Source organism: Pseudomonas sp. R3.Fl, from assembly GCF_023516765.1.
Classification (GTDB): Bacteria; Pseudomonadota; Gammaproteobacteria; order Pseudomonadales; family Pseudomonadaceae; genus Pseudomonas; species Pseudomonas citronellolis.
Genome location: NZ_JAMGSO010000001.1, coordinates 2,856,541 through 2,867,807 on the forward strand (window position 1 = coordinate 2,856,541; position 11,267 = coordinate 2,867,807).

An 11,267-nucleotide genomic window follows, 5' to 3' on the forward strand; every position below is an offset into this window, starting at 1 on the left:
GAAAAGCCCAGGCTCGGGGGAGCCGGGTATTCTAGAGATCGCTCAAAAACGAATCAAGCCCCACGAGGGGGCTTGATTCGCAAAGCGATCAACGGAGCCGTTGCCGGCCCCGTCTCGACCGACTTACCAGCTGGCTTTCACCAGGCCCGGTACGTCGCCGCGCATGGCGGCTTCACGCAGCTTGTTACGGCTCAGGCCGAACTTGCGGTAGAAGCCGTGCGGACGACCGGTCAGGCGGCAACGGTTACGCAGGCGGCTGGCGCTCGCGTCACGCGGTTGCTTCTGCAGGGCGACCTGCGCATTCCAACGCTCTTCCTGGGAGGAGTTCGGATTAGCGATGATCGCTTTCAGCTCGGCACGCTTCTGGGCGTACTTGGCGACCGTGCGCTGACGCTTCAGCTCACGGTTTTTCATGCTCTCTTTGGCCATGTTCCTACTCCAATCAGTTGCGGAACGGGAAGTTGAAGGCGCGCAGCAGAGCGCGACCTTCATCGTCCGTACGGGCGGTGGTGGTCAGAGTGATGTCCATGCCGCGCAGAGCATCGATCTTGTCGTAATCGATTTCCGGGAAGATGATCTGCTCTTTCACACCCATGCTGTAGTTGCCGCGGCCATCGAAGGACTTGGCATTCAGGCCGCGGAAGTCACGCACGCGCGGCAGGGAGATGGAGAGCAGGCGGTCCAGGAATTCGTACATGCGCTCGCCACGCAGGGTGACCTTCACGCCGATCGGCCAGCCTTCACGGATCTTGAAGCCGGCGATGGACTTACGAGCGTAAGTCACGACCGGCTTCTGGCCTGCGATCTTTTCCAGATCGGCCACGGCGCTCTCGATGACTTTCTTGTCACCGACAGCTTCGCCAAGACCCATGTTCAGGGTGATTTTGGTAACGCGCGGAACTTCCATCACGTTCGCCAGCTGAAGCTCTTGCTTCAGCTTGGGCGCGATTTCCTTCCGGTACAGTTCTTTCAATCGTGCCATGGTATCTACCTACTCCCTCAAGCCTGGACCGGTTTCTGGGTCGACTTGAAGACACGAACCTTCTTACCGTCTTCTACCTTGAAGCCAACGCGGTCAGCCTTGCTGGTTTCCGGGTTGAAGATGGCGACGTTGGAGACGTGCAGAGGCGCCTCCTTCTCGACGATCCCGCCTTGCTGGTTGAGCATGGGGTTGGGCTTGGTGTGGCGCTTGATCAGGTTCACACCGCCAACGACCAGACGGTCGTCAGCGAGAACTTTCAGCACCTTGCCACGCTTGCCCTTGTCCTTGCCGGCAATGACGATGACTTCGTCGTCACGACGAATTTTTTGCATGACGGCTACTCCTTACAGCACTTCAGGGGCGAGCGAGACGATCTTCATGAACTTCTCGGTACGAAGTTCACGAGTCACGGGCCCGAAGATACGGGTGCCGATCGGCTCCTGCTTGTTGTTCAGCAGGACGGCGGCGTTACCGTCGAAGCGGATGATGGAGCCGTCGGTGCGACGAACGCCGTGCTTGGTACGAACGACCACGGCAGTCATCACCTGGCCTTTCTTCACCTTGCCGCGCGGAATCGCTTCCTTGACGGTGACTTTGATGATGTCGCCAATGCCGGCGTAGCGACGGTGGGAACCGCCGAGCACCTTGATGCACATTACGCGACGCGCGCCGCTGTTATCAGCGACATCGAGCATGGATTGAGTCTGAATCATTATCTATCTCCGACCCTTAGACTTCCACTGCGCGCTCGACGATATCAACCAGGGTCCAGGCCTTGGTCTTGGCCAGCGGACGGGTTTCGCGAATGGTGACTAGGTCACCAATGCGGCACTGATTGGTTTCGTCGTGGGCGTGCAGCTTGGTCGAACGCTTCACGTATTTGCCGTAGATCGGGTGCTTGACGCGACGCTCGATCAGAACGGTGACGGTCTTGTCCATCTTGTCGCTGACGACGCGGCCGGTCAGCGTACGGACGGTTTTCTGAGCTTCAGCCATGTTCACTTACCTGCTTGCTGATTGAGCACAGTTTTGACGCGAGCGATGTCGCGCTTCACCTGCGAGAGCAGGTGGGACTGCGCCAACTGGCCAGTTGCTTTCTGCATGCGCAGATTGAACTGGTCGCGCAGCAGGCCGAGCAGTTGCTCGTTCAGCTGCTCCACGGATTTCTCACGAAGTTCATTCGCTTTCATCACATCACCGTCCGCTTAACAAAGGAGGTGGCGAGCGGCAGCTTTGCAGCAGCCAGGGCGAATGCCTCACGCGCCAGCTCTTCGGATACACCCTCGATCTCGTACAGGACCTTGCCCGGTTGAATCTGGGCTACCCAGTACTCGACGCCGCCCTTACCTTTACCCATACGAACTTCGAGGGGCTTCTTGGTAACCGGCTTGTCGGGGAATACGCGGATCCAGATCTTGCCGCCACGTTTTACGTGACGGGTCAGCGCACGACGTGCGGACTCGATCTGACGCGCGGTGAGACGGCCACGGCTGGTCGCCTTGAGGGCGAACTCGCCGAAGCTGACTTTGCTACCGCGATGAGCCAGGCCACGGTTGTGACCGGTCATTTGCTTGCGGAACTTCGTACGCTTAGGTTGCAGCATTTGCGTACTCCTTACTTAGCAGCTTTTTTACGAGGAGCGGGCGCTACCGGCTTGAGCTCTTCCTGGCGGCCACCGATGACCTCGCCTTTGAAGATCCAAACCTTGACACCGATCACACCGTAGGTGGTGTGCGCTTCGTAGGTGGCATAGTCGATATCGGCACGCAGGGTGTGCAGGGGCACACGACCTTCGCGATACCATTCGGTACGAGCAATTTCAGCGCCGCCCAAACGACCACTCACCTGGATCTTGATGCCCTTGGCACCAATACGCATGGCGTTCTGCACGGCGCGCTTCATGGCGCGACGGAACATGACGCGGCGTTCCAGCTGCTGAGCTACGCTCTGCGCAACCAGCATGCTATCGAGTTCCGGCTTGCGGATTTCCTCGATGTTGATGTGCACGGGCACACCCATTTGCTTGGTCAGGTCCTGGCGCAGCTTCTCAACATCTTCACCTTTCTTGCCGATCACGATACCGGGACGGGCGGTGTGGATGGTGATACGTGCGGTTTGAGCCGGGCGATGGATATCGATACGGCTTACGGACGCGCTTTTTAGTTTGTCTTGGAGGTACTCACGAACCTTCAGGTCGGCGAACAGATAATCGGCGTAAGTGCGCTTATCTGCGTACCAAACGGAGGTGTGCTCCTTGACGATACCCAGGCGGATGCCATTGGGATGTACTTTCTGACCCATCTGATCGACTCCGTTACTTGTCCGCAACCTTGACAGTGATATGGCAAGACCGCTTGACGATGCGATCAGCACGGCCTTTGGCGCGCGGCATGATGCGCTTGAGCGAACGACCTTCGTTGACGAAGACGGTGGAGACCTTCAGGTCATCCACATCGGCGCCTTCGTTGTGCTCAGCGTTGGCAACAGCCGACTCCAGCACTTTCTTCATGATCTCGGCGGCTTTCTTACTGCTGAAAGCCAGGAGGTTGAGCGCTTCGCCCACCTTCTTCCCGCGGATCTGGTCGGCGACCAAGCGGGCTTTCTGGGCGGAGATACGAGCGCCCGACAGCTTAGCGGCTACTTCCATCTTCCTTACCCCTTAACGCTTGGCTTTCTTGTCCGCAGCATGCCCACGATAAGTGCGGGTAGCAGCGAACTCGCCGAGTTTGTGACCGACCATGTCTTCGTTGACCAGGACCGGCACGTGTTGACGGCCATTGTGGACAGCGATGGTCAGACCAACCATATGCGGCAGAATCATCGAACGACGCGACCAGGTCTTGATCGGCTTACGGTCGTTCTTTTCCACCGCCACTTCGACCTTCTTCAGCAGGTGAAGATCGATAAAAGGACCTTTTTTCAGAGAACGCGGCACTGTCGTATCCCTCTATTTACTTGCGGCGACGGACGATCATGTTATCGGTACGCTTGTTCGCGCGAGTCTTCTTACCCTTGGTCTGAAGACCCCACGGCGATACCGGATGACGACCAGCAGAGGTACGACCTTCACCACCACCATGCGGGTGGTCGACCGGGTTCATGGCGACGCCACGAACGGTCGGGCGAATGCCGCGCCAGCGTTTGGCACCAGCTTTACCCAGCGAACGCAGGCTGTGCTCGGAGTTCGAGACTTCGCCCAGGGTCGCACGGCAGTCAGCCAGGACTTTACGCATTTCACCGGAACGCAGACGCACGGTCACGTAAGCGCCTTCACGGGCTACCAGCTGGGCCGAGGCGCCAGCGGAGCGAACCAGCTGGGCGCCTTTGCCCGGCTTCAGCTCGATACCGTGGATGGTGCTACCAACCGGGATGTTGCGCAGCGGCATGTTGTTGCCGGGCTTGATCGGAGCGCCGATACCGGAGATCAGTTGATCGCCAGCCACCACGCCTTTGGGGGCGATGATGTAACGACGCTCACCGTCCGCGTACTTCAGCAGAGCGATGTGCGCAGTGCGGTTCGGGTCATATTCCACGCGCTCGACGATGGCAGGGATGCCATCCTTGTTGCGGCGGAAGTCGACCAGACGGTAGTGCTGCTTGTGACCACCGCCGATGTGGCGGGTGGTGATACGACCGTTGTTGTTACGGCCGCCCGACTTGGACTTCTTCTCGACCAGGCCAGCGAACGGAGCACCCTTGTGCAGGTTCTGGTTCACGACCTTGACGACGAAGCGACGACCAGCGGAAGTCGGTTTGCATTTAACGATTGCCATGATGCACCCCTTTACTCAGCGCCAGCTGCGAAATCGAGATCTTGGCCGGGCTGAAGGGCGATGTACGCCTTCTTCCAGTCGTTACGCTTGCCCAGGCCGCGAACGGTACGCTTGGTCTTGCCCTGAACGTTCAGGGTGGTGACGCGACGTACTTTCACGCCGAACAGGCTTTCGACGGCCTTCTTGATTTCCAGCTTGGTTGCATCAGTGGCAACCTTGAAAACGAATTGGCTCTTGCCGTCCGCCAGCCCCGTGGCTTTCTCGGAGATATGCGGGCCCAGCAGCACTTTGAATACGCGTTCCTGGTTCATGCCAGCAGCTCCTCGAACTTCTTCACGGCGGACACGGTGACGAGCACCTTGTCGTAGGCGATCAGGCTGACCGGGTCGGAACCCTGGACGTCGCGTACATCGACGTGCGCCAGGTTGCGCGCAGCCAGGTACAGGTTTTCATCAACGCCATCGGTGACGATCAGCACGTCTTTCAGGCCCAGGCCGTCCAGCTTGCTGACCAGACCTTTGGTTTTCGGTGCATCGACAGCGAAGTCGGCAACGACAACCAGGCGGTCCAGACGGACCAGCTCGGAGAGGATGGAGCGCAGGGCTGCGCGGTACATCTTCTTGTTGAGCTTCTGGGAGTGATCCTGCGGTTTGGCGGCGAAAGTGGTGCCGCCCCCACGCCAGATGGGGCTGCGGATGGTACCAGCACGAGCACGACCGGTGCCCTTCTGACGCCACGGCTTCTTGCCGCCACCGGAAACTTCGGAACGAGTCTTCTGAGCACGGGTGCCCTGACGGCCGCCAGCCATGTAGGCGACGACAGCCTGGTGAACCAGAGTCTCGTTGAATTCGCTGCCAAAGGTACGCTCGGAGACTTCGATAGCCTGAGCGCCATTCACATTAAGTTGCATCTCAGCTTCCCCTCTTAACCGCGAGCCTTGGCTGCCGGACGCACGAGAACGTCACCGCCGGTAGCGCCAGGAACGGCACCCTTGACCAGCAGCAGATTACGCTCGGCATCGACACGCACGACCTCAAGGGATTGAACGGTTACACGCTCAGCACCCATGTGACCGGACATTTTCTTGCCCTTGAACACTCGACCAGGAGTCTGGCACTGGCCGATCGAACCCGGGACGCGGTGGGAAACGGAGTTACCGTGGGTATTGTCTTGACCACGGAAGTTCCAGCGCTTGATGGTACCGGCGTAGCCTTTACCCTTCGACTCGCCGGTAACGTCTACCAGCTGGCCTGCCTGGAACAGATCGACGGAGATGGAATCGCCTGCCTTGAACTCCTCTTCGCCCAGACGGAATTCCCACACGCCGCGACCGGCGGCGACATTCGCCTTGGCAAAGTGACCGGCCTGAGCCTTGGTCACGCGAGAAGCACGACGCTCGCCGGCAGTTACCTGCACAGCGCGATAGCCATCGGTCTCTTCGTTTTTGAACTGGGTGACGCGATTCGGCTCGACCTCAATGACCGTGACCGGAATGGAGACACCATCTTCGGTGAAAATGCGGGTCATGCCGCACTTACGACCGACAACACCAATTGTCATCTTAAGAACCTCTTTAGTGTACGGGGCTTTCACCCGCTATGGCCGCCCATTTCAGAGCGTTACACGACCAATGCCGAAGGCATTAGCCGAGGCTGATCTGTACTTCGACGCCAGCAGCAAGGTCGAGCTTCATCAGCGCGTCGACGGTCTTGTCGGTCGGCTGAACGATGTCGAGCACACGCTTGTGGGTACGAATTTCGTACTGGTCACGAGCGTCCTTGTTGACGTGCGGGGAAATCAGCACGGTGTAACGTTCCTTGCGGGTCGGCAGAGGAATCGGACCACGCACCTGAGCCCCAGTACGTTTCGCGGTTTCCACGATTTCCTGGGTAGATTGGTCGATCAGGCGGTGGTCAAAAGCCTTCAACCGAATACGGATTTGTTGATTTTGCATTTGACCTCAGACTCCAAGTTGCCTTTCCCAACGGACGGACTCCGCCCGTTAAAAGGAGGCGCAATTGTACGGATGCCCCCCGAGGGTGTCAATATTTAACCAATCCAACGAAAAAGGGGCCCCGAAGGGCCCCTTTTCCTCATGCGCTAGATCAGTCGATTACTCGATGATCTTGGCAACCACGCCGGCGCCAACGGTACGGCCGCCTTCGCGGATAGCGAAGCGCAGGCCGTCTTCCATGGCGATCGGAGCGATCAGGGTGACGGTCATCTTGACGTTGTCACCCGGCATTACCATCTCGACGCCTTCCGGCAGCTCGCAGTTGCCGGTCACGTCGGTGGTACGGAAGTAGAACTGCGGACGGTAGCCCTTGAAGAACGGGGTGTGACGACCACCTTCTTCCTTGGACAGCACGTACACTTCGCACTCGAACTTGGTGTGCGGCTTGATGGTGCCCGGCTTGGCCAGAACCTGGCCACGCTCTACGTCTTCACGCTTGGTGCCGCGCAGCAGGACGCCGACGTTCTCGCCAGCACGACCTTCGTCGAGCAGCTTGCGGAACATTTCAACGCCGGTGCAGGTGGTCTTGGTGGTCGGACGGATGCCGACGATTTCCACTTCTTCCTGGACCTTGACGATACCGCGCTCAACACGACCGGTTACCACGGTGCCGCGGCCGGAGATCGAGAACACGTCTTCGATCGGCATCAGGAACGGCTGGTCGATGGCACGAACCGGCTCGGGGATGTAGGAGTCCAGGGTTTCTACCAGCTTGCGCACGGCGGAAACGCCCATCTCGTTGTCGTCCTGGCCGTTCAGAGCCATCAGAGCGGAACCGATCACGATCGGAGTGTCGTCGCCCGGGAAGTCGTAGGTGTTCAGCAGGTCGCGAACTTCCATCTCGACCAGTTCCAGCAGCTCGGCGTCGTCAACCATGTCGGCCTTGTTCAGGAACACGACGATGTAGGGAACGCCTACCTGACGGGACAGCAGGATGTGCTCGCGGGTCTGCGGCATGGGGCCATCAGCAGCCGAGCAAACCAGGATCGCGCCGTCCATCTGGGCAGCACCGGTGATCATGTTCTTCACGTAGTCGGCGTGGCCCGGGCAGTCTACGTGAGCGTAGTGGCGTACCGGCGAGTCGTATTCGACGTGCGAAGTGTTGATGGTGATACCACGGGCTTTCTCTTCCGGCGCGTTGTCGATCTGGTCGAAGGCGCGAGCGGAGCCACCCCAGGTCTCGGAGCAGACCTTGGTCAGAGCAGCGGTCAGAGTGGTCTTACCGTGGTCAACGTGACCGATGGTGCCGACGTTGACGTGCGGTTTGTTACGTTCAAATTTTTCCTTAGCCACGACAGTAACCTCTTACTTAAAGGGCTGAATCAAGCTTGTTTTTTAACCAGCGCTTCGACGATGTTCGACGGAGCTTCGGCGTATTTGGAGAATTCCATGGAGTAGCTCGCGCGACCCTGGGACATGGAACGTACGTCGGTCGCATAACCGAACATCTCGCCCAGCGGAACCTCGGCACGGATAACCTTACCGGAAACCGAGTCTTCCATCCCCTGAATCAGACCGCGACGACGGTTCAGGTCGCCCATCACGTCGCCCATGTAGTCCTCAGGAGTCACCACTTCCACCTTCATGATCGGCTCGAGCACCTTGCCACCGCCCTTCTGGGCCAGCTGCTTGGTCGCCATGGAAGCAGCGATCTTGAACGCCATCTCGTTGGAGTCGACGTCGTGGTAGGAACCATCGAACACGGTGGCCTTCAGGCCGATGAGCGGATAGCCGGCGACGACGCCGTTCTTCATCTGCTCTTCGATGCCCTTCTGGATCGCCGGGATGTATTCCTTCGGAACCACACCACCCACAACTTCGCTGGTGAACACCAGACCTTCGGTGATGTTGCCCTTCTCATCCACATCCGGAGTCGAGAAGCGGATCCAGCAGTGACCGAACTGGCCGCGACCACCGGACTGGCGAACGAACTTGCCTTCGATCTCGACGTTGTCCTTCGAGATGGTTTCGCGATAGGAAACCTGCGGCTTGCCGATGTTGGCCTCGACGCCGAACTCGCGCTTCATGCGGTCGACGAGGATGTCCAGGTGCAGTTCACCCATACCGGAGATGATGGTCTGGCCGGTTTCTTCGTCGGTCTTGACGCGGAACGACGGGTCTTCCTGGGCCAGTTTGCCGAGGGCGATACCCATCTTCTCCTGGTCAGCCTTGGTCTTCGGCTCGACAGCTACCGAGATGACCGGCTCCGGGAAGTCCATGCGCTCGAGGATGATCGGCTTCTCGATGTCGCACAGGGTGTCACCGGTGGTGACGTCCTTCATGCCGATCAGAGCCGCGATGTCGCCAGCGCGCACTTCTTTGATCTCGTCACGCTGGTTGGCGTGCATCTGCACCATACGACCAACGCGCTCTTTCTTGCCCTTCACGGAGTTGATAACGGAGTTACCGGACTCCAGAACGCCCGAGTAGACGCGGACGAAGGTCAGGGTACCGACGAACGGGTCGGTAGCGATCTTGAACGCCAGAGCGGAGAACGGAGCGTTGTCGTCAGCCGGACGCTCGTCATGGATCTCGTTGTCATCGGTGCTGTCCGGGTGGACGCCCTGGATGGCCGGGATCTCGGTCGGAGCAGGCAGGAAGTCGATGACGGCGTCCAGAACCAGGGGCACGCCCTTGTTCTTGAAGGACGAACCGCAGACCGCCGGAACGATTTCGCAGGCGATGGTACGCTGGCGCAGGCCGGCCTTGATCTCTTCGATCGTCAGCTCACCCTCTTCCAGGTACTTGTTCATCAGCTCTTCGTTGGCCTCGGCAGCAGCCTCGACCATGTTGTTGCGCCATTCGTTGGCCAGGTCCAGCAGCTCAGCGGGAATCTCTTCCTCGCGGTAGCTGGTGCCCTTGTCGTCTTCGTTCCAGTAGATGGCCTTCATCTTCATCAGGTCGATCTGACCCTGGAAGTCATCTTCTGCACCGATGGCCAGCTGAACCGGAACCGGGGTGTGGCCCAGGCGGTTCTTGATCTGAGCGACGACGCGCAGGAAGTTGGCGCCGGCGCGGTCCATCTTGTTCACGTAGACGATACGCGGAACGCCGTACTTGTTGGCCTGACGCCATACGGTTTCGGACTGCGGCTCAACGCCGGAGGTGCCGCAGAACACCACGACAGCGCCGTCCAGTACGCGCAGGGAGCGCTCGACTTCAATGGTGAAGTCTACGTGGCCGGGGGTGTCGATGACGTTTACGCGGTACTTGTCGTACTGGCCGCGCGAACCTTCCCAGAAGGTCGTGATCGCAGCGGAAGTGATGGTGATACCACGCTCCTGCTCCTGCACCATCCAGTCGGTGGTAGCAGCGCCGTCGTGCACCTCACCCATCTTGTGGCTGAGACCTGTGTAGAACAGGATCCGCTCGGTAGTGGTGGTCTTGCCCGCGTCGACGTGGGCGCAGATACCAATGTTCCGGTAGCGGTTAATTGCTGTAGTACGAGCCATAAAGCCCTCGCAAAAGAATGGAAGCCGCGATTAGAAGCGGTAGTGGGAGAAGGCCTTGTTGGCTTCAGCCATACGGTGCACGTCTTCACGCTTCTTGACGGCGGCGCCTTTGCCTTCGGCGGCATCCAGCAGCTCGCCGGCGAGGCGCAGGGCCATGGACTTCTCGCCGCGCTTGCGGGCGTAGTCCACCAGCCAGCGCATGGCCAGGGCATTACGACGGGACGGACGTACTTCGACCGGAACCTGGTAGGTAGCACCGCCTACACGGCGCGACTTCACTTCGACCAGCGGAGCGATGGCGTCGAGAGCTTTCTCGAAGAGTTCCAGGGGGTCACCTTTACCGCGCTCTTTGACCTTGTCCAGAGCACCGTAAACGATACGCTCGGCAACGGCTTTCTTGCCGCTTTCCATCACGTGGTTCATGAACTTGGCCAGAATCTGGCTTCCGTATTTCGGATCGGCCAGGATCTCACGTTTGGCCGCTACACGACGTCTTGGCATTGATAAGCCCTCAAACGGTCTTCAGGTTAGCCCGGGACTGCAACACTTTGGTTACGCGCCCGACCTTACTCTTATCGACTCAGCAAATAGGAAAAATGGATTACTTCGGACGCTTGGCGCCGTACTTCGAACGACCCTGCTTACGGTCTTTGACACCCGAGGTGTCCAGCGAACCGCGCACGGTGTGGTAACGCACACCCGGAAGGTCCTTTACACGACCGCCACGGATCAGCACTACGCTGTGCTCTTGCAGGTTGTGACCTTCACCACCGATGTACGAAGTGACTTCGTAGCCGTTGGTCAGGCGAACACGGCATACCTTACGCAGTGCCGAGTTCGGCTTTTTCGGCGTGGTGGTGTATACGCGGGTGCATACGCCACGACGTTGCGGGCAGTTCTGCAGCGCCGGCACGTCGCTCTTGTCGACCATGCGCTTGCGCGGCTTACGCACCAGCTGGTTGATAGTTGCCATCTATAGCTCCACTGATTGTCTTACGACACTTAAACGAAATGGCAGAGCATGCGCCCTGCCAATTTTCGGGGTA

Annotated in this window: 19 protein-coding genes; all 19 read right to left on the reverse strand. The window is 59.1% G+C overall.

Features of this window, described 5'->3' with window-relative positions; translation table 11 throughout:
• Nucleotides 1-123: 123 nt before the first annotated feature.
• Nucleotides 124-429 carry a 30S ribosomal protein S14 gene (rpsN, locus tag M8R19_RS12455; RefSeq protein WP_009617169.1) on the reverse strand — a complete coding sequence of 102 codons (306 nt, stop codon included), beginning with the start codon at nucleotides 427-429 and terminating at the stop codon, nucleotides 124-126.
• Nucleotides 430-442: 13 nt separating this feature from the next.
• Complete coding sequence (gene rplE, locus M8R19_RS12460; protein WP_249917949.1) at nucleotides 443-982, reverse strand: 50S ribosomal protein L5; 540 nt, start codon at nucleotides 980-982, stop codon at nucleotides 443-445.
• Between the two features lie 17 nt (nucleotides 983-999).
• Nucleotides 1,000-1,314 carry a 50S ribosomal protein L24 gene (gene rplX / locus M8R19_RS12465; RefSeq protein WP_009617167.1) on the reverse strand — a complete coding sequence of 105 codons (315 nt, stop codon included), beginning with the start codon at nucleotides 1,312-1,314 and terminating at the stop codon, nucleotides 1,000-1,002.
• Between the two features lie 12 nt (nucleotides 1,315-1,326).
• The gene (rplN, locus tag M8R19_RS12470; RefSeq protein WP_003093714.1) at nucleotides 1,327-1,695 is read right to left on the reverse strand and encodes a 50S ribosomal protein L14; all 369 of its coding nucleotides are present in this window, start codon (nucleotides 1,693-1,695) and stop codon (nucleotides 1,327-1,329) included.
• A gap of 16 nt (nucleotides 1,696-1,711) precedes the next feature.
• Nucleotides 1,712-1,978 carry a 30S ribosomal protein S17 gene (gene rpsQ / locus M8R19_RS12475; protein WP_009617165.1) on the reverse strand — a complete coding sequence of 89 codons (267 nt, stop codon included), beginning with the start codon at nucleotides 1,976-1,978 and terminating at the stop codon, nucleotides 1,712-1,714.
• 2 nt (nucleotides 1,979-1,980) lie between these two features.
• Nucleotides 1,981-2,172 carry a 50S ribosomal protein L29 gene (gene rpmC / locus M8R19_RS12480; RefSeq protein WP_009617164.1) on the reverse strand — a complete coding sequence of 64 codons (192 nt, stop codon included), beginning with the start codon at nucleotides 2,170-2,172 and terminating at the stop codon, nucleotides 1,981-1,983.
• On the reverse strand, nucleotides 2,172-2,585 hold the full coding sequence (gene rplP, locus M8R19_RS12485) for a 50S ribosomal protein L16 (RefSeq protein ID WP_009617163.1): 414 nt from the start codon (nucleotides 2,583-2,585) through the stop codon (nucleotides 2,172-2,174). Before rplP ends, rpmC begins: the two co-directional genes overlap by 1 nt.
• Before the next feature lie 11 nt (nucleotides 2,586-2,596).
• The gene (gene rpsC / locus M8R19_RS12490; protein WP_009617162.1) at nucleotides 2,597-3,283 is read right to left on the reverse strand and encodes a 30S ribosomal protein S3; all 687 of its coding nucleotides are present in this window, start codon (nucleotides 3,281-3,283) and stop codon (nucleotides 2,597-2,599) included.
• Nucleotides 3,284-3,296: 13 nt separating this feature from the next.
• Complete coding sequence (gene rplV, locus M8R19_RS12495; RefSeq protein WP_003103908.1) at nucleotides 3,297-3,629, reverse strand: 50S ribosomal protein L22; 333 nt, start codon at nucleotides 3,627-3,629, stop codon at nucleotides 3,297-3,299.
• A 12-nt stretch (nucleotides 3,630-3,641) separates the two neighbouring features.
• Nucleotides 3,642-3,917, reverse strand: coding sequence for a 30S ribosomal protein S19 (rpsS, locus tag M8R19_RS12500; RefSeq protein WP_003093734.1), 276 nt, complete (start codon nucleotides 3,915-3,917; stop codon nucleotides 3,642-3,644).
• A gap of 16 nt (nucleotides 3,918-3,933) precedes the next feature.
• Nucleotides 3,934-4,755 carry a 50S ribosomal protein L2 gene (gene rplB, locus M8R19_RS12505; RefSeq protein WP_009617152.1) on the reverse strand — a complete coding sequence of 274 codons (822 nt, stop codon included), beginning with the start codon at nucleotides 4,753-4,755 and terminating at the stop codon, nucleotides 3,934-3,936.
• Between the two features lie 11 nt (nucleotides 4,756-4,766).
• Complete coding sequence (rplW, locus tag M8R19_RS12510; RefSeq protein WP_043273414.1) at nucleotides 4,767-5,066, reverse strand: 50S ribosomal protein L23; 300 nt, start codon at nucleotides 5,064-5,066, stop codon at nucleotides 4,767-4,769.
• Nucleotides 5,063-5,665 carry a 50S ribosomal protein L4 gene (rplD, locus tag M8R19_RS12515; RefSeq protein WP_009617148.1) on the reverse strand — a complete coding sequence of 201 codons (603 nt, stop codon included), beginning with the start codon at nucleotides 5,663-5,665 and terminating at the stop codon, nucleotides 5,063-5,065. Before rplD ends, rplW begins: the two co-directional genes overlap by 4 nt.
• Before the next feature lie 14 nt (nucleotides 5,666-5,679).
• Nucleotides 5,680-6,315, reverse strand: coding sequence for a 50S ribosomal protein L3 (gene rplC / locus M8R19_RS12520; RefSeq protein WP_009617147.1), 636 nt, complete (start codon nucleotides 6,313-6,315; stop codon nucleotides 5,680-5,682).
• 82 nt (nucleotides 6,316-6,397) lie between these two features.
• A complete protein-coding gene (gene rpsJ / locus M8R19_RS12525; protein WP_003243886.1) occupies nucleotides 6,398-6,709 on the reverse strand; it encodes a 30S ribosomal protein S10 in 312 nt (103 codons plus the stop codon).
• Between the two features lie 159 nt (nucleotides 6,710-6,868).
• Nucleotides 6,869-8,062, reverse strand: a complete 1,194-nt coding sequence (gene tuf, locus M8R19_RS12530) for an elongation factor Tu (protein ID WP_009617114.1) — start codon at nucleotides 8,060-8,062, stop codon at nucleotides 6,869-6,871.
• A gap of 29 nt (nucleotides 8,063-8,091) precedes the next feature.
• Entirely contained in the window at nucleotides 8,092-10,221 is a 2,130-nt protein-coding gene (gene fusA / locus M8R19_RS12535; RefSeq protein ID WP_074986510.1) for an elongation factor G, read from the reverse strand.
• A gap of 30 nt (nucleotides 10,222-10,251) precedes the next feature.
• Entirely contained in the window at nucleotides 10,252-10,722 is a 471-nt protein-coding gene (rpsG, locus tag M8R19_RS12540; protein ID WP_074986512.1) for a 30S ribosomal protein S7, read from the reverse strand.
• Nucleotides 10,723-10,822: 100 nt separating this feature from the next.
• The gene (rpsL, locus tag M8R19_RS12545) at nucleotides 10,823-11,194 is read right to left on the reverse strand and encodes a 30S ribosomal protein S12 (RefSeq protein WP_009617130.1); all 372 of its coding nucleotides are present in this window, start codon (nucleotides 11,192-11,194) and stop codon (nucleotides 10,823-10,825) included.
• Nucleotides 11,195-11,267 lie beyond the last annotated feature (73 nt).

What these genes read in the sequence shown, in the direction of transcription:
- rpsN (WP_009617169.1), bottom strand. Translation starts at nt 429, where the DNA reads ATGGCCAAAGAGAGCATGAAAAACCGTGAGCTGAAGCGTCAGCGCACG.
- rplE (WP_249917949.1), bottom strand. Translation starts at nt 982, where the DNA reads ATGGCACGATTGAAAGAACTGTACCGGAAGGAAATCGCGCCCAAGCTG.
- rplX (WP_009617167.1), bottom strand. Translation starts at nt 1,314, where the DNA reads ATGCAAAAAATTCGTCGTGACGACGAAGTCATCGTCATTGCCGGCAAG.
- rplN (WP_003093714.1), bottom strand. Translation starts at nt 1,695, where the DNA reads ATGATTCAGACTCAATCCATGCTCGATGTCGCTGATAACAGCGGCGCG.
- rpsQ (WP_009617165.1), bottom strand. Translation starts at nt 1,978, where the DNA reads ATGGCTGAAGCTCAGAAAACCGTCCGTACGCTGACCGGCCGCGTCGTC.
- rpmC (WP_009617164.1), bottom strand. Translation starts at nt 2,172, where the DNA reads ATGAAAGCGAATGAACTTCGTGAGAAATCCGTGGAGCAGCTGAACGAG.
- rplP (WP_009617163.1), bottom strand. Translation starts at nt 2,585, where the DNA reads ATGCTGCAACCTAAGCGTACGAAGTTCCGCAAGCAAATGACCGGTCAC.
- rpsC (WP_009617162.1), bottom strand. Translation starts at nt 3,283, where the DNA reads ATGGGTCAGAAAGTACATCCCAATGGCATCCGCCTGGGTATCGTCAAG.
- rplV (WP_003103908.1), bottom strand. Translation starts at nt 3,629, where the DNA reads ATGGAAGTAGCCGCTAAGCTGTCGGGCGCTCGTATCTCCGCCCAGAAA.
- rplB (WP_009617152.1), bottom strand. Translation starts at nt 4,755, where the DNA reads ATGGCAATCGTTAAATGCAAACCGACTTCCGCTGGTCGTCGCTTCGTC.
- rplW (WP_043273414.1), bottom strand. Translation starts at nt 5,066, where the DNA reads ATGAACCAGGAACGCGTATTCAAAGTGCTGCTGGGCCCGCATATCTCC.
- rplD (WP_009617148.1), bottom strand. Translation starts at nt 5,665, where the DNA reads ATGCAACTTAATGTGAATGGCGCTCAGGCTATCGAAGTCTCCGAGCGT.
- rplC (WP_009617147.1), bottom strand. Translation starts at nt 6,315, where the DNA reads ATGACAATTGGTGTTGTCGGTCGTAAGTGCGGCATGACCCGCATTTTC.
- rpsJ (WP_003243886.1), bottom strand. Translation starts at nt 6,709, where the DNA reads ATGCAAAATCAACAAATCCGTATTCGGTTGAAGGCTTTTGACCACCGC.
- fusA (WP_074986510.1), bottom strand. Translation starts at nt 10,221, where the DNA reads ATGGCTCGTACTACAGCAATTAACCGCTACCGGAACATTGGTATCTGC.
- rpsG (WP_074986512.1), bottom strand. Translation starts at nt 10,722, where the DNA reads ATGCCAAGACGTCGTGTAGCGGCCAAACGTGAGATCCTGGCCGATCCG.
- rpsL (WP_009617130.1), bottom strand. Translation starts at nt 11,194, where the DNA reads ATGGCAACTATCAACCAGCTGGTGCGTAAGCCGCGCAAGCGCATGGTC.